Origin of the sequence: Pyramidobacter piscolens W5455 (assembly GCF_000177335.1) — a bacterium.
Lineage (GTDB): Bacteria > Synergistota > Synergistia > Synergistales > Dethiosulfovibrionaceae > Pyramidobacter > Pyramidobacter piscolens.
In genome coordinates this window covers 1-15,425 of record NZ_ADFP01000113.1, presented here as the reverse complement: position 1 = coordinate 15,425, position 15,425 = coordinate 1, and the positions used below count along the sequence as shown (strand labels likewise).

At 63.0% G+C, this 15,425-nt stretch carries 14 protein-coding genes; 4 read left to right on the top strand and 10 right to left on the bottom strand.

The annotated features are described in order from the left end of the window. Positions 1-663: DUF554 domain-containing protein (locus HMPREF7215_RS09675; RefSeq protein WP_050768908.1), on the bottom strand; the 663-nt coding region annotated here is incomplete at its 3' end. 191 nt (positions 664-854) lie between these two features. On the opposite strand from HMPREF7215_RS09675, the gene gyrA reads away from it, so the two are divergent. From gyrA to HMPREF7215_RS09655, 4 genes are read left to right on the top strand one after another with little or no spacing between them, the layout of a single operon-like run. Then, positions 855-3,470 carry a DNA gyrase subunit A gene (gene gyrA / locus HMPREF7215_RS09670; RefSeq protein ID WP_009165673.1) on the top strand — a complete coding sequence of 872 codons (2,616 nt, stop codon included), beginning with the start codon at positions 855-857 and terminating at the stop codon, positions 3,468-3,470. 3 nt (positions 3,471-3,473) lie between these two features. Continuing rightward, positions 3,474-4,091: a phosphatidylserine decarboxylase gene (locus HMPREF7215_RS09665; protein WP_009165672.1), complete on the top strand. Its 618-nt coding sequence runs from the start codon at positions 3,474-3,476 to the stop codon at positions 4,089-4,091. Positions 4,092-4,122: 31 nt separating this feature from the next. Next, positions 4,123-4,887, top strand: a complete 765-nt coding sequence (gene pssA, locus HMPREF7215_RS09660; RefSeq protein ID WP_009165671.1) for a CDP-diacylglycerol--serine O-phosphatidyltransferase — start codon at positions 4,123-4,125, stop codon at positions 4,885-4,887. Positions 4,888-4,939: 52 nt separating this feature from the next. Next, a complete protein-coding gene (locus HMPREF7215_RS09655; protein WP_009165670.1) occupies positions 4,940-5,719 on the top strand; it encodes an alpha/beta hydrolase in 780 nt (259 codons plus the stop codon). Between the two features lie 137 nt (positions 5,720-5,856). Here HMPREF7215_RS09655 and HMPREF7215_RS09650 read toward each other — a convergent pair whose 3' ends face one another. The 9 genes from HMPREF7215_RS09650 to HMPREF7215_RS09615 form a co-directional block, all read right to left on the bottom strand. Next, positions 5,857-6,948 (bottom strand): PTS transporter subunit IIC, encoded by a 1,092-nt coding sequence (locus HMPREF7215_RS09650; protein WP_040551093.1) that lies wholly within the window; start codon positions 6,946-6,948, stop codon positions 5,857-5,859. Positions 6,949-7,381: 433 nt separating this feature from the next. Beyond that, positions 7,382-8,191, bottom strand: coding sequence for a DUF4428 domain-containing protein (locus HMPREF7215_RS09645; RefSeq protein WP_009165667.1), 810 nt, complete (start codon positions 8,189-8,191; stop codon positions 7,382-7,384). 84 nt (positions 8,192-8,275) lie between these two features. After that, positions 8,276-9,709, bottom strand: a complete 1,434-nt coding sequence (locus HMPREF7215_RS09640; protein ID WP_009165666.1) for a lipoprotein — start codon at positions 9,707-9,709, stop codon at positions 8,276-8,278. A gap of 223 nt (positions 9,710-9,932) precedes the next feature. Beyond that, a complete protein-coding gene (locus HMPREF7215_RS09635; RefSeq protein ID WP_009165664.1) occupies positions 9,933-10,733 on the bottom strand; it encodes an ABC transporter ATP-binding protein in 801 nt (266 codons plus the stop codon). Between the two features lie 12 nt (positions 10,734-10,745). Next, positions 10,746-11,501, bottom strand: a complete 756-nt coding sequence (locus HMPREF7215_RS09630) for an ABC transporter ATP-binding protein (RefSeq protein WP_009165663.1) — start codon at positions 11,499-11,501, stop codon at positions 10,746-10,748. Beyond that, positions 11,488-12,741 (bottom strand): ABC transporter permease, encoded by a 1,254-nt coding sequence (locus HMPREF7215_RS09625; RefSeq protein ID WP_009165662.1) that lies wholly within the window; start codon positions 12,739-12,741, stop codon positions 11,488-11,490. The genes HMPREF7215_RS09630 and HMPREF7215_RS09625 overlap by 14 nt, the downstream gene beginning before the upstream one ends. Continuing rightward, a complete protein-coding gene (locus HMPREF7215_RS09620; protein ID WP_009165661.1) occupies positions 12,738-13,715 on the bottom strand; it encodes an ABC transporter permease in 978 nt (325 codons plus the stop codon). The genes HMPREF7215_RS09625 and HMPREF7215_RS09620 overlap by 4 nt, the downstream gene beginning before the upstream one ends. Then, the gene (locus HMPREF7215_RS12515) at positions 13,712-14,245 is read right to left on the bottom strand and encodes an ABC transporter substrate-binding protein (RefSeq protein ID WP_050768907.1); all 534 of its coding nucleotides are present in this window, start codon (positions 14,243-14,245) and stop codon (positions 13,712-13,714) included. The genes HMPREF7215_RS09620 and HMPREF7215_RS12515 overlap by 4 nt, the downstream gene beginning before the upstream one ends. A gap of 9 nt (positions 14,246-14,254) precedes the next feature. Further along, positions 14,255-15,379: an ABC transporter substrate-binding protein gene (locus HMPREF7215_RS09615; protein ID WP_009165659.1), complete on the bottom strand. Its 1,125-nt coding sequence runs from the start codon at positions 15,377-15,379 to the stop codon at positions 14,255-14,257. Positions 15,380-15,425: the final 46 nt, after the last annotated feature.

Below are 15,425 nucleotides of genomic sequence, written 5' to 3'. Positions count from 1 at the left end.
AGCCGGCAGGGCGTTCATCAGTTTCATCTTGACCAGGCCGAGGATCGACAGACCGACGCCGATGAGCATAACGCCGCCGGTCGCCGTCATTTCCGCCGTCGCCGCTTCGGTCATGAGCGGCTGGATGAATCGCGCGGCCAGCGTCAGCACGCCCTGATAGACGAACACGGGCACGGCCGAAAAAGCGACGCTGAGTCCCAGCGACGCCGCCAGCGCCACCGACATCAGGCCGTCCATCATCGACTTGGTCAACAGCAGCGTCGGATAGCCGCCCAGCCCCTCTTCGAAAGAGCCGAGTACAGCCATGGAACCGACGCAGAAAATCAACGTGGCCGCCATAACGCCCTGCGAAAAATTCGAATCCAAACTCTTGAAGCGATTTTGTATTCTGCCGGCGGCGCGTTCGATGCGGCCGTCGATGTCCAGCAGGCCGCCGACGATCGAACCGGCGCAGAGGCTGAAGACCACGATCAGCATGTTCTGCGTCTTCAGCGCCATGCCCATGCCGATGGAAACGGTAAACACGCCGAGGCACTGCATGGGCAGCTTCATGATCTCTTCGTCGACGCGGCGACGCAGCGTGAAGCCTGCTAAACTGCCGGCCGCGACCGCCAGCACGTTTACGACCGATCCATACAGGGGAATCGTCTGCCACAGGTTCAAAAGAAAACCTCCCTTAAAAACAAGTACGTGCATTATATCACCGCGGGCGAAGAAAATGGCTCCGACAAAATATAACCATTTAAAATCATTGGGCAGAACCCCGCTAAAGATGGTAAAATGGTTAGGTTAAAAGCATGAGAGCGATTTGAAAAAAAGAAGCGCATCCAGCTTCTGTCAATGGAGGTTCAGGCATGGAAGAACAGGAGATGGGACGGGTCATACCGAATCCGCTCGTCCCGGAAATAAAAAGAAGCTATCTCGACTACGCGATGAGCGTCATCGTCGGCCGCGCGCTGCCCGACGCCCGCGACGGGCTCAAGCCCGTGCAGCGCCGCGTGCTGTACGGCATGCTGGGGCTGGGCATCCGCCACAATCAGGCTTACAAAAAGTCGGCGCGCGTCGTCGGCGAAGTCATGGGCAAGTACCACCCCCACGGCGACGCCTCGATCTACGACACCATGGTGCGCCTGGCGCAACCCTGGAACCTTCGCTATCCGCTCGTGGACGGGCAGGGAAACTTCGGCTCCGTCGACGGCGACGGCGCGGCCGCCATGCGTTACACCGAAGCCCGCTTCGCCGAGCTCGGCGAACTAATGTTGCAGGACATCGACGAAGACACCGTCGACTGGGGGCCGAACTTCGACGAATCGCTGAAGGAACCCTTGACGCTGCCCAGCCTCGTGCCCAATCTGCTCGTCAACGGCAGCACCGGCATCGCCGTCGGCATGGCCACCAATATGCCGCCCCACAACCTCGGCGAAGTGATCGACGCGCTCTGCTGTTTGATCGACCATCCGGAAGCGGAACTGGGCGAGCTGATGAATTATTTGCCCGGCCCCGACTTCCCCACCGGCGGCATCATCATGGGGCGCGAAGGCATCGTCGACGCCTACCGTACCGGCCGCGGCAAGATCATCGTCCGCGGACGCTGCGTCGTCGAAGAGGGAAAGCGCCGGACCAGCGTCGTCATCACCGAAATCCCCTACATGGTCAACAAGACCACGCTGATCGAGGGCATCGCCAAGTGCGTGCAGGAACATACCATCGACGGCGTCTCGGATCTGCGCGACGAGTCGGACCGGCAGGGGCTGCGCATCGTCCTCGACCTGAACCGCGACGGCGATCCCGAGCTCGTGCAGCGCCAGCTGTACAATCGCACGCTGATGCAGAGCACCTTCGGCGTCATCAATCTGACGCTCGTCGATCAGCGCCCCGTCGAGCTCGGACTGAAAAGCATGCTCGAAGTGTTCCTCGACTACCGCCGCGACGTCGTGCGCCGCCGCACCGCCTTCCGCCTCGCCAAAGCCCAGGAACGCGAACACATCATCGAGGGGCTGTGCCGCGCGCTGGATATGATCGACGAAGTGATCCGCATCATCCGCGGCGCGCAGACCGCAGAAGAGGCCAGCCACGGCCTGACCGAACAGCTGCAGTTCTCCGAGAAGCAGGCCCAAGCCATCCTCGACATGCGCCTGCAGCGCCTCACCGGACTGGAGCGCGACAAGCTGACGGCGGAGATGGCGCAGCTGCTGGCCGACATCGCCCGTTACCAGGAGATCCTCGCCGACGCCAAAACGCTCGACGGCGTTATCCGCGACGAGCTCGCGGAACTGCGCCACAAGTTCGGCGACAAGCGCCGCACCGAGATCCAGCTCCACGTCGAAAGCACGTCCGACTCCTACGAAGATTTGATGCCCGAAGAAAACATCGTCATCACGCTTTCCAAGGACGGCTATCTGCGCCGTTCGCTGCTCAAGGACTACAATGTGCAGAACCGCGGCGGCAAGGGGCGCAGAGGCGCCAACCTGCACGAGGAGGATCAGGTCGCCGGCATGGTCGTCACCACCACGCACAACGACGTGCTGCTGTTCACCAGCCGCGGCAGGGTCTTCGCCATCAAGGGGCACATGGTCCCCGAGACGAAATCCGGCAAGGGGCGCAAGGTCGAACAGTTCATCTCGCTGAGCGAAGGCGAAACGGTCGTGGAGATCCTCGGGCGCTTCCCCGACAACTGCAGCACCGTCGTGCTGATCACGCGCCGCGGCATCGCCAAACGCATGGACAAGAGCGAACTGCAAAACCTCACGCGCGCCGGACGGCAGATCATGACGCTCGACGACGGCGACGACATCGCGCGCATCCGCTGCACCAACGGTCTCGACGACCTGTTCCTCGTCAGCGCCATGGGCCGCGGCCTGCGCATCAGCGAGGACGAGATCCGCACCATGGGACGCTCCGCCCGCGGCGTCAAAGCCATGAAGCTCGGCAAGGACGACGAGATCATCTCCTGCGAAGTGATCGCCGGCGACAGCCGCATCTTGCTGGTCAGCCAGCGCGGCATCGGCAAGATCACGTCCTACGACGAGTTCTCGGTGCATCATCGCGCCACCGGCGGCCAGCGCGCCATGCGCATCGGCGACCGCACCGGCCGGCTGGCCGTGGCCAACACGGTCTTTCCCGACGACGAAGTGGCGCTGATGACGGCCGGCGGCAACATCATCCGCCTCGCCGTCGATTCGATCCCGCAGCTGGGACGCGACGCGGCCGGCTCCATTCTGATCCGCCCCGAAAACGGCGACGAGGTCGCCAACGTCTCGCTGATCCACAAGGAAGACCTGGTCCAAAGCGGCGGTCTCCGCGCCGTGGAGCCGAAGCCCGCACCGCAACGCCCCGTCGAGCCGACGCTGCCTTTCGGCGAGGATGACGACGACGGCCTGGAATTCGGAGACGTTCCCGGCGCCATCCTCGACGCGCCGGACGCCGGAGCCCCGTCCGATTCCGGCAGCGAGCCCGAAAAGGAGGACTAACGCATGAAATTCGCTCCCGACGGCTCTTTCTTCATGGGCGCCGTCGCCGCCGTCGCCCTGCTGCTGGCGTGGCTGAACCGCTGGACGCTGATCGTGATGCTGCCGCTGGCAGCGCTGGTGTTCTGGTTCTTCCGCGACCCCGAGCGCACGCCGGAAGGCGCGGGGCTCGTCAGCCCCGCCGACGGCGAAGTGATCGAGATTTACGAAACCGAACATCCCTACACGGGCAAAGCGCTCAAAGTCGGCATTTTTATGAACGTTTTCAGCGTGCACGTGAACCGCATGCCTTCGGCCGGGACGGTCGAATACCTCGAATACGTTCCGGGCAAAAAATGGTTCGCCAACGCCGACAAGGCGTCGCTTGAGAACGAGCGCATGTACGTGGGCTACTCGTCCGCCGACGGCCCCGTGCTGCTGACGCAGATCGCCGGACTGGTCGCGCGCCGCATCGTCTGCCGCCTGAAAAAAGGCGACCGGCTCGAACGAGCGCAGCGTTTCGGCATGATCAAGTTCGGCAGCAAAGTCGACGTTTATCTTCCCCTCTCGCTGAAATGCACGGCGGAGATCGGCCAGAAAGTCACGGCCGGGCAGACGGTCATCGCCGTCCGCGGCCAAAAATAAATCCGCGCCAATCCTCAAAAGGAGGCCAACAATGAAAAAGATCAAACTGCGTCTGCACTACCGCAAGAGGCTCAGGGGGATCCCCATCCGCAACAACATCCCCAACATGATCACCAGCGGCAACCTGCTCTGCGGCATGCTGTCGCTGATCCTCACCGTCCGCGGCCACTATCTGCCCGCGGCGTGGATGATCCCCTGCGCCGTGTTCTTCGACTTCATGGACGGCAAAGTCGCGCGCGCCATGGGCGTAAGCAGCGACTTCGGCGTCGAATTCGACAGCCTCGGCGACGTGGTCTCGTTCGGCGTCGCGCCGGCCGTCCTCGTCTATTCCACCTCGTTGCAGGCCCTGCCCGGCGTGGTCGGCGCGCTGATCGCGGCGTTTTTCGCGCTGTGCGGCGCCCTGCGCCTGGCCCGCTTCAACATCGTGCACCGCCCCGGCCCCTTTCAGGGCCTGCCCATTCCCGCCGGCGGCCTGTTCCTCGTTTCCATCGTCCTGGCCGGGCTGATCGGCAAAGTCCCCGCCTGGCTGATGGGCATTCTCACCGCCGTCGACGGCTTTCTGATGATCTCGTCGGTGCCGTACGGAAATCTCAAAGCCATCAAAAAAGGCTTCATGAACAAGGCCAAGCTTTACGGCCTGGCGGCTTTCGCCGCGGTCGTGTTCATCGCCGCGCGCCAACGCGGTCTGCTGATCCTGATCTCCATTTATTTGGTCAGCGGCATCGTCCGTTTCGACTGGGGAACGTGGCTGTCCCTTCCGGAACCGCAGCAGGAGGAACGCAACGGTTCAGCGTAAAGCGCCCTCTCGTCTTTGTTCTTTATTAATTTCTGTCCAAGGAGGCGGTGTCATGCGCTGGAGAAAGAATTACATCGACGGCACCTTCGGCGACAAGACGGTGATTCTGACCACAGGCGTCATCGACCGTCCGCGCAAAGCCGCGCTCCTTTTCCACGGCGTTCACAGCAACGCCAGTTCGGAGCCGGGCAACAAGTACGCCCGCATCGGCGCCGCTTTGGCGGAAAACCGCATCATGCCCATCCTCGCCGAAAGCAGCCGCAAAGTACGCAACCGCCATGACTACGCCAATGTGCCGCTGCGTTGGATTTACGACGCTTTCGACGGCAAAACCTACGCCGAAGAACTGGAAGATTTCCACAATGCCTACGAAGCCGCGCGTGCCCTGTATCCCCGCCTGCCGCTGACGCTCTGGGGCTTTTCGCTGGGCGGCTTGAGCGCGCTGCTCATCGCCGGCGGCGCCATGACCGGCGGAACGGCGCCCCAAGGGATCGAAGGTCTGATCCTCTGCGGCAGCGGCGACACGGTCTTTTCCGAGAACAAAGAAATTTTCAAGCTGCCGATCCTGAGCAGCCTCGAACGAAACGGCCGTCTCCTTCAGGCCGCGCGCAACGTGGATGTCCGCTGGGCGCGCGTTTTTCGCGGCAGCGAGGACGCCACGTTTCCGGCCGATGCCTGCCGCCGGATCTTCGACGCGCTGGCCGTGACGGACAAAAAATATTACGAGATCGACGGCAGCGACCATTCCTTCCGCTTTTTGCGCGGAATGCCGTCGCGCCGCCCGCTCGAAGAAATCTACCGCCGCGTGCCGCAGCTATTCGCCGCGTCATGAAACGACAGGCGGCGCTTCCCCAAGGGGGAGCGCCGCCTGCGTCTGTTTTAGAGGGCGACGTTTCCGGCCGCCCTCATCGAGTGTCTTCACGTAAACCGGGCGCTGCCGGCGCCGGGAATCGTCGCGACGTTCTTTGATCAGTTCAGTTTCAGATCGCCCGGCTTCACCCAGCCGATCTTCCGCAGAACCAGATTCAGGAGCGGACAGATGACCGCAGGCAGCACGAACGCGATCAGCAGAAGCCCAGTCCAGTCTGCCGCCGTGACCGAAACGCGCGCGCCGCCGGAGATCTCTTTGACCCAGCCCGAATAAACGCCGATCGGCCCGACCAGTCCGCAGGTGCCCATGCCGGAAGATACCGGCGCGCCGTTCATTTCCAGCCGGAAAAGACACGTCGCCAGCGGCCCGGTGATCGCCGAGGTCACCACAGGCGCGATCCATATGCGGGGATTTTTCACGATGTTGCCCATTTGCAGCATCGAAGTGCCAAGCCCCTGAGAGATCAGGCCGCCCCATCGGTTTTCCGGAAAGGACATGACGGCGAAGCCCACCATCTGCGCGCAGCAGCCGGCGACAGCCGCGCCGCCGGCAAGCCCCGTCAGCCCCAACGCCGCGCAGATCGCCGCCGACGAGATCGGCAGCGTTAGCGCCAGGCCGACGACGACGGAAACGACGATCCCCATCCAAAACGGCTGAAGCGTCGTCGCGACCATGACGATATTGCCGATTTTCATCGCGGCTTCGCCCAGCGCCGGAGCCCACCACGCGGACAAAGCGGCGCCGACTCCGATCGTCACGAGAGGCGTGACCAGAATGTCAACTTTGGTTTCCCTGGAAACAGCTTTTCCAAGCTCGGCCGCGACGATCGCCACAAACAGGACGGACAGCGGCCCGCCGGCGCCGCCAAGCGCGTTGGCGGAAAAGCCGACCGAAACGAGCGAAAACAGCACGAGCGGCGGGCAGTGCAGGGCATAGCCGATGGCCGTGGCCATAGCCGGACCGCTCATGACCGAGGCAAGCCCGCCCACGGTGTAGACCGTCCCTCTGATGGCGATGATGGGCTCCGTCAGGCATGAAATCCGAAACTGGATGCCCAGCGTGTTGATGATGGTGCCGATCAGCAGCGAACAAAACAGTCCCTGCGCCATCGCGCCCAGCGCGTCGATGCAATATCGCCTGACCGAAATGTCGATGTCCTTGCGGCGCAGAAATCGTCTTACCTTTTCCACTTGCGTCCCCCACTTTTCATTTTTTTCAGTCTCCTCGCACAGCAAACGTCCCGGCCTGTTCCGACAAGCCGGGACGATCGTCCTGTCAGGGTTCTCCCCGACCGCCGCCTCGCATTATCAGTCCCGCGGCAAGGCCGGAGAGCATTCGATATTTCCGGCCGGGAACCGGTGTGATTTTACCATTGCACGGGGCTTTTTTCAAAGATCCGGCGGCTGCCCCCGCTGTCGCGCGGCGGAGATTGAAGACCATGCGGCGTCCCCTCCGGGAAAAAGCATGAAAATGCCTCTTCCCGCGAACAGGTTCGCCCGCTTTCATTAATAAAGAGGACGCCTCGAAATCGATCGGGGCGTCCCTTTTTTTTGTATATTCCGTTTCGAAGTTTCCCTGCGCCTTTGCGTCCCGCGGAGGCCGTTCATTTCGGCGATCGAGCTCTCACCGGCCGAAGAGCCTGGCGAAGAATCCCTTTTTCTTGATCTTGCCCTGGTCGATGTCGATCGACTTCTGAAGGCCTTCGGCGAGCGCTTCCTTGACGTCGCCGCCCTTGAGCGCCGCTTTCAGCGCTTCGTTGGCGGTCTTGTAGGCGTTCTTCACCTGCAGCTCCTCTTTGTCGCGGGCGTTTTGAATGCCGCGCGACACTCGATAGTCGCACATGCCGCAGATGTTCCTGTAGAACCTCTGCACTTTGTCGGCGTCGGCTTCTTTGGGAATTTTGATGAGGATCTCGGGAACGGCGGCGTCGAAGTAAGGGATACGGAGCTCCCAGCCGTCGTTTTTCTTGTCGGCGGACAGTTTCTCCTTGAGCGTGATCAGAGTGCTGTAGTCGCGCACGGCTTCGCGCGGCGCGGCGCCGACGCTGCGCTCGACGAAGGCCTCGCTGGGGTTCCACTTGCGGATGCTGCTGAAGTAGAACACGGGACGGTGCTCGTAGCGCTGCGTTTCCGGCGTGGAAATCGTGAAGATGTCGCCGCCGCCCTTCTGGCTGCGGAAATGGATGATCCTCCCCCTGCCGGCGTCCAGATATTCGTCGCTCAGTTCCACGCCGTCGAGGAGCTTCTCGTCGCGCTCCGAGCGCGCGAACATCTCGGCGACCTGATCCTTGGTCAGATGGTCGACGCGCGCGAAGGGGTTGCCCTTCTTGCGGCAGTCGTCGCAGACGTAATCCTTGCTGCTCATCTTGCTGCGGCTCATCATGCCGACTTCTTTGCCGCAGAACGCGCAGGGTTCCTTGCTGAACAGGGCCATGATTTTCCCTCCTTTTTTCGAAAAACGGCCTGCCGGCACTCCTGAAAAGGAGCCGGAGGCCGTTTCTTCAACGATAAACGAGCTCTAGAATCCGTCGACGCGGAACACGACGAGTTCGTAGGTGGACTTGTCGGCGCGCTCGCGGCGGGTCAGCGTCAGCAGGCCGCCGTCGGGCAGCAGGACGCCGTTCTCGTTGTTGGTCACGCCGGTGGTGGGGCTGTCGTAGAGTTTTTTGACGTCATTGAGGCGGCCGATCGGATTGCCTTCCTTGTCCCACAGAATGACGACGCTCTGCAGCGGCAGGGCGACGAAGCCGTTGGCGGTTTCGCCCGCGAAGTAGACGCCGCCCATGGAGTTTTTGGCCGGTTCCTTGAGAATCTTTTCCAGTTTGCCGCCGTGGTCGTAGACGAAAAGCGCCGTCTCCTTGGAGCCGGCTTCGCGGCCGCTGATATAGATGTGGTTGGCGTCGATGCGCAGATAGGCGTTGACCATAGAGTCGATCTCGGCCAGAGGAAAGTCGACGGTCGTGACAGTCCCGTCCGCGGCGATCTCGTACTTCTTCATCTCCGCGCCCTTGCGGCCGTAGCGCTCGAGTCCCCAGCTCCCCGAGGGGTGCATGACCAGTTCGCGCGGCCCTTTGATTTTCTCGACAGCGCCGTCCTTGATGCGGCAGGAGCCGGAGCCGACTCCGCCCAGCCAGATCGCGCCGTCGTCGGTGACGGTCATGGTCTGGTAGTTGGATTTGGCGTCAAGCTCGATGTCGGCCTTCTTGACCAGTTTGCCGCCGTCGAGGGTATACTCGGCGAGCTTGCAGGCGTTGCTGAGGATATACGCCCTGGCACCGTCGGACCAGATGCGGTTGCCGCCGATCACGGACTGGACGATGATGGGGTCGATGGGGACGTGTTTGCTGTTCAGCGTCGCGGAGCCGACTTCCGCGGAGTGCTCGGCGCTGGCGTAGGGCGTGCCGTTCCAGTACCAGGGGCCGTCCTTTTTGCCAGCGTCGGCGACTTTGAACTGAAGTCCCTTCAGCAGCGTTGTGACGTCTTCCAGCTTTTCCTTGGAATTGGCCGAAATCTGAATGGTCTCGCCGGCGCCCTCGACGCGGGCGAGATAGTCGATCCTAGACGAATCTTCTTTGACGAGGCAGTCCACGCCGCCCACCGGGACGAGCGTGTAGGAACGCTTTTCCGCGTATTCGTACGGGTCGAAGCCAAGTTGTTCGAGATAACGGCGGAAGTTCGACTGATTTTCGATATTCGCCTTGATGTCCACCAGCGCGTCGCTCTTCTTGGCATCGGCCGCGCTGGGGATGTGGATCCGCAGCGTCGAAGCCTTCTGGCTGTCCTTGAGGTCTTTTTTCTCGTCGAAGGTCCAGCCCGCGTCGGTCTCGTAATCCAGCGTGAAATAGGTCGCCTCGATCTTTTTGACTTCGGCCCGGGCCGCGCCGCACACACAGGCGGCCAATCCCGCCGCCGTCACAACACTCATAACTTTTCGCGCAGAAATGTTCTTCATCGCCATGCTCCTTTCGCAAACGCGCTTTCCCCGCCGCGCGGCGACGAAAAACGTCTTTCTTTATCCAGCCCCCGCCGGATGCCCGCACACGTTTTTGAAGCCGATATCAGCATACTCGCCGCGTGGAAAAAAGCATCACCCGTTCGGGTGAAACTATAACAAACGTATGTCAAGATAACATCATGCCCGCTCTCGGTACAAACGTTTCCTTTTCAGTTACGAGTCACGCCTTGGGAAGCGGTCTCGCCGGCAGCACGGGGATCGCCGCGATCAGAGCCTTTGTGTAGGAAGCCTGAGGACGAGACAGCACTTCGGCGGCGGGCCCTTCCTCGCAAAGGCGCCCGCGCTGCATGACGAGGATGCGTTCGGCGGCGCGGGCCGCCAGCTTCAGGTCGTGCGTGACGAAAATCAGGCTTATGCCGCGCTCCACGTGTCGGCGCAGCACCGCGATGATGTCGCCGCGCGTCGACGCGTCCTGCATGGAGGTCGGTTCGTCGCAGAGCAGCAATTCCGGCCCGAGCATCAGCGCCCGGGCCAGTTCGACGCGCTGGCGCTGGCCGCCCGAAAGCCCGACGGCGCGGGAGTTAAGGACACGATCGCCCGTCAGCCCCAGCTCGGCCAGAAGCGCTTTGGCTCTGGCACGAACGTCTTCTTTTGTATGGCCGCGCCGGGCGATCGCCGCCGGTTCCATCACAGCGCCCAGCGCGGTCAGCGACGGCGGCAGCGCTCCGTACGGATCCTGCGGCACGTAACCGCAGCGCTGGCGTATTTTCGAAAGATCCGCCGCGGCGAGTTCCTGCAGATCGTGCCCGAAAAGCGCCACCGATCCCGCCTCCGGCGGCACGAGGCCGATCAGCGCGCGCAGCAGCGTGGTTTTGCCGCTGCCCGATTCGCCGACGACGGCCAGCGTCCGCCCCTTTTTCACGGCGAAGGAAAGCCCCGCGATCGCCCGATGTTCGCCGCCGTTCTTGGAACGAAAGCTCACGAAAAGATTTTGCACCCGAATCGTCGCTTCCACAGCCATCTCCCCTTCGCCTCAAAGTATCGCGCGCACGAGCCGGCGCGTGTAGGGATGACGGGGCGCCGTCAACAGATCTTCCGGTGCGCCGCGCTCGACCAGTCGGCCGTCTTTCATCACGAAAAGCCGTGAACAGACGGACGCGGCCATGGGCAGGTCGTGGGTCACAAGCAGCACGGTCAGCCGCTTTTCCCGCTGCAGCCGGCGCAGCAATCCGAGAATGCCGGCCTGGGTGATCACGTCAAGCGCCGTGGTCGGTTCGTCGGCCAGCAGCAGCGACGGTTCGCAGGCCAGCGCCAGGGCGATGGCGGCGCGCTGTTTCTGGCCGCCGGACAGTTCGTGAGGATAACGACGGGCGACGGCGGCGTCCAGTTCGGCTTCCGTCAGCAGCTCGGCGACGCGCGCCTTGGCCGCCCCGCCGCGCAGGCGCAGATGAACGCGCAGAACTTCCTCGATGTGGGCCCCGATCGTTTTGACGGGCGTGAAGGAATTCTGCGCCCCCTGCGGCACCAGCGCGATTTTTTTCCAGCGCAGGCGGCGCAGCGATTCCTCGTCGAGCGCCAGAAGGTTCTGACCGGCGAAGATGATGGCGCCGGTTGCGACGCCGCTCGCAGGCAGAAGCCCCAGCGCCGCCATGACGACGCTGGTCTTGCCGCTGCCCGATTCCCCGACAAGGCCGACGAAAGCTCCCTGCGGCACGTCGAACGACACCCCCGAAACCGCCTCATGAGACTGGCCGGCGTAACGGACGCGGAGCTCTTCAACGTTCAGCATGATCTTCCCCTCTCAGCCGCGGGTCGATGCGCTCTTCAAGGAAACGCCCCATGTCCATAAAGATCAGACACAGCGACACGATGCCGAGACCGGGCGGCACGATCAGCCACCACGCGCCTTCGGTAAACGCGCCGAAAGAGTGCGCTTCGTGCAGCATTCGCCCCCACGACACCAGGCGCGGATCCGACAATCCCAGAAAAGCCAGCCCCGCTTCCGCCAGAATTGCGCCCGGCACCCCCAGAGCCAGATTGGCCAGCACGATCGGCGCCGTCTCGGGGACCAGATGACGCCGAAGAATATAACTTTTTTTCGCGCCGAGCGCCTTCAATCCCTCCACCCACGGACTTTCGCGGACGGTCAGCGTCAGCGCGCGCACCGAACGGGCCGTTCCCATCCACGAAAAAATCGACAGGATCAGCACAAGCTGCCACAGTCCTTTGCCCCACAAACCGGCCAACGTCATCAAAATCGGCAGCGTGGGGATCGCCAGCAGGATGTCCACGACGCGCATGATCAGAGCGTCGATCCAGCCGCCCACGTAACCGGCCGTCAGCCCGAAGCCGAGACCCAGCAGCGTCGCCGCCAGCGTCGCGCTGATGCCGACCGTCAGCGACGTGCCGATGCCGTTCAGCAACAGGGCAAGAACGTCGCGCCCGCGTTGGTCGGTGCCCAGCAATCCCTGTTTCTGACCGCGCAGGATCAGTTTGAGGCGAAAATTCTCCGCGCCGCCGACCGCCAGTTCATAACGCCCCCGCTGCGGAAAAAGCCGCTCCGTGCCGCGGCCGATCAACGGCAATCCAAGACGCTGCTTGAAGATCATGTCCCGCGCGTCCAGATTGAGCCAATACTTTTCCTGTCCGTCACAGCGCACCAACTCAAAATCCTTTTCCGGGGTGCGCCACGTCACGGTCACCGTCCGGTCGGGATTCGCCGTGATCTCGCCCTCCAGCGCGAAAATCGCCGCCGGCTGCGTTTTCCAGTCGAAGGCCAGGCCCGACGCGCCGGCCCGCAGGCCGTCGCCGTCTTTTGCAAAACCGTCCTGCGCCAACGTCGCGCGTCCGCCGGCAACCGAGATCTCCGCCGTTTTCGACGTCGAAAGATCCCCTCGCCACCAGAGCGGCCGGGCAAACGGCGCTCCCACGACGTCGGCGGGGTCGTCCAGCAGCCGCGGACCGACGATTCCCGCCGCGGCGATGAAGACAAGGGACCAAAAGGAAGCCCGCCTGAAAAAACCGCTCATCGGTTCATCCCCTCGAGGCGCACGCGCGGGTCGACCAGTCCATAGGCGACGTCGGCCAGCAGGTTGCAGACGACCGTGATCAGCGCCAGCAAATAAAAGGAAGCCCCCGCCGCCGGATAATCATGGCCCGAAAGCGCCTCGAGCAAAAACGCCCCTACGCCGCGCAGCGAGAAGACCGTCTCGGTGATCACCGCGCCGGAAACGAGTCCCGGCACCGACATCAGCAGGATCGTCACGAGCGGCGGCAGGATCGTGCGGAAGGCATGTCCGTAAATCACGCGGCGTCTCGTCAAGCCGCGGGCGCGAGCCATCAGCACGTAATCTTCGCCAAGCGCGCGGACCATCAGATTGCGCACGTACAGCGCCCAGCCGCCGAAGCCCATCAACGTCAACGACAGCACCGGCAGCACCAGATGCCAGGCGCGGTCGGCCAGCAGCGCCCAAGCGCCCGACGGGGCGGGGACCGACAGGCTGCCGCGCAACGGAAAGATCGGGAAGTCGTGCGCCAGTAGCATGAGCAGCACCAGCTGCACAAAAAAGCCCGGGAACGACGACATCACCGCGCCGACGCGCAGGACCGTTCGTTCCAGCCATGATCCGCGTTTCACCGCCGCCTTCACGCCGAGCCAAACGCCCAGCGCCGCCGAGCAGAGCATGGCCAGCGACATCAAGATCAGCGTGCCGGGCAAGCGCGAAAGCAGCTCGTCCCAAACGGGTTTTCGGCTCAGGAACGACAGGCCGAAACGGAACGTCAGCATCTGCTTCAGATACAAAAAGAACTGTTCCAGCAGGGGGCGCTCCAACCCGTAGAGTTCACGCAGGCGTTCCTTGGCCTGCGGCGAAAAGTTCGGGTCGATGATGGTGCTCACGGCGTCGCCAGGCATCACCCGGAAAAGGACGAAGTTCAGCGCCAGCACTGCCGCCAGCACGGCCAGCGAGGCCAGCACGCGGCACAGCAGCCAGTTTTTTCTCATCGTCTTTCCACCTCCTCCGGCAGCCGCAGATAACAGGGATTGCGTTTCATCATCACGTACTCGCCGGGGCGGTATTCCTCGAGCATGAAGGGGCCGGCGCCGACGAGGCCGCACGGGCCGAATTTCTCTTCGTGGTCGAGGGGGTCCCAGTTTTGCCAGTCTTTGACGTTTTCCACGATCCGCGCCGGCATCCAGGGCAGCCCGGCGACGTTGTCGAGATACCAGTAGCTCACGCCCTTCATGGTCACCGTCAGCTCGCGGGCGTTCGGCGCCTCCGTTTTCGCCACGTCCTTGACGGCGTCGAAGAAGCGGGGAATTTCGTTTTTATGGACGAAATCGATCGTCGCCTTCAAGTCGCCGGCCGTCAGCGGCGTGCCGTCATTCCATCGCAGATTCTCCTTCAGCCGGAAGCGCAGCACGGTATGAGCGGCGGCGCCTTCGCCCGCCGTCTCGACGCGCCATTCTTCCGCCAGAGCGGGGATGTCCTCGAGCGTGAAAGGGTTGGAAGCGAGCAGGCCCTCATAGACCATGCCGAGCACCTACCACGAATAGGCGCTGCTGGCGGTAAATGGATTCAGGCTGCGCGGTTCCTCGGCCAGCGCCATGGTCATGGTGCGCGTCCTCCCGTCGCGCGGTTCGGCCATCATCAACGTCCACATGTTGTCGGCGGTGATCCTGTCCGTCGACAGCACATTCCGCCATTTTTTCGAGACGGCCGCCACGGAGAAGCGGCTGTAAACGGGCACCGACGGCACCAGTTCGCCGAGCAGGCGCTGCGCTTCCGCCGACGCCCGTTTCGCCGAAGCCTTGTCGGGCGCGAAGCGCAGTTTCGTCAGCGCCGCGTCGAGCGCCGCGTCGTGAGTGCCGGTCATGTTGTAACCGCCGGCAACGTCCATGGCACTATGGTAAAAGCTGTAAAGCGAATCGGGATTGCGCCCCATGGACCAGCCCAGCACCGCCAGCGAATAGTCCTTGCGATCCAGGCGCGCGACCATGGCGGAAAAGTCCAGCGGTTCCACTTCCACGTCGAAGCCGGCGGCGTTCAGAGAGTCGGCGAGGCGCTCCGCCATTTCCGCCGTGGTCGGCGCCACGCGGGCCAGCGGCGCCAGCAGCGTGATTTTGGGCAGCGGGCGGCCGTCGGGAGCCGTCAGTTTTCCCGCAAAGTTGAAGCGGTAGCCGCAGGAAAGCAGTTTCTCGCAGGCGGCGGCACGGTCGAAAATATTGCGCGTGCCGTCCGGGCTCGCCCATGGCGAAACGGGCGGCAGCCAGCCGTTGATGGGCTCGCAGTAGCCGGAATAAATGCTGCGCACCATGCTGTTGCGGTCGATGGACTGAGCCGCCGCCTGGCGGACGATCCGATCGTTCCACGGGGCGCGGGTGTTGTTCATGAGCAGGAAGAACGCATGAAAGCCGCGCGCCAGCGACATTTCCAGATTCGGATCGGCGCTCAGGCGATCGATGTCCGCGGGGCGGGCGATGTCGCCGACGATGTCGAGCTCGCCGTTCTCCGCCGCCAGCACCTGCGCATCGGCGTTGGCGACGATGACCAGGCACAGCTTTTCGATTCGCGGCCCGGTCACTTTTTCCGGATCGAAGGCCGGCGCGCCCGACGACGGCCAGGCGCAGCACAGAAGCAGCGCCGTCAGCGCCGCGACTTTTTTCATTCCGATCACCTCATTGGGGATCCGATGCGACCCGCATCGTCTTTGA

Excerpts from the sequence above, each read along its gene's own strand:
- HMPREF7215_RS09640 (WP_009165666.1), bottom strand. The coding sequence starts at position 9,709 with ATGAAGAACATTTCTGCGCGAAAAGTTATGAGTGTTGTGACGGCGGCG.
- pssA (WP_009165671.1), top strand. The coding sequence starts at position 4,123 with ATGAAAAAGATCAAACTGCGTCTGCACTACCGCAAGAGGCTCAGGGGG.
- HMPREF7215_RS09620 (WP_009165661.1), bottom strand. The coding sequence starts at position 13,715 with ATGAGAAAAAACTGGCTGCTGTGCCGCGTGCTGGCCTCGCTGGCCGTG.
- HMPREF7215_RS12515 (WP_050768907.1), bottom strand. The coding sequence starts at position 14,245 with ATGGTCTATGAGGGCCTGCTCGCTTCCAACCCTTTCACGCTCGAGGAC.
- HMPREF7215_RS09630 (WP_009165663.1), bottom strand. The coding sequence starts at position 11,501 with ATGCTGAACGTTGAAGAGCTCCGCGTCCGTTACGCCGGCCAGTCTCAT.
- HMPREF7215_RS09665 (WP_009165672.1), top strand. The coding sequence starts at position 3,474 with ATGAAATTCGCTCCCGACGGCTCTTTCTTCATGGGCGCCGTCGCCGCC.
- HMPREF7215_RS09655 (WP_009165670.1), top strand. The coding sequence starts at position 4,940 with ATGCGCTGGAGAAAGAATTACATCGACGGCACCTTCGGCGACAAGACG.
- HMPREF7215_RS09635 (WP_009165664.1), bottom strand. The coding sequence starts at position 10,733 with ATGGCTGTGGAAGCGACGATTCGGGTGCAAAATCTTTTCGTGAGCTTT.
- HMPREF7215_RS09625 (WP_009165662.1), bottom strand. The coding sequence starts at position 12,741 with ATGAGCGGTTTTTTCAGGCGGGCTTCCTTTTGGTCCCTTGTCTTCATC.
- gyrA (WP_009165673.1), top strand. The coding sequence starts at position 855 with ATGGAAGAACAGGAGATGGGACGGGTCATACCGAATCCGCTCGTCCCG.
- HMPREF7215_RS09645 (WP_009165667.1), bottom strand. The coding sequence starts at position 8,191 with ATGGCCCTGTTCAGCAAGGAACCCTGCGCGTTCTGCGGCAAAGAAGTC.
- HMPREF7215_RS09615 (WP_009165659.1), bottom strand. The coding sequence starts at position 15,379 with ATGAAAAAAGTCGCGGCGCTGACGGCGCTGCTTCTGTGCTGCGCCTGG.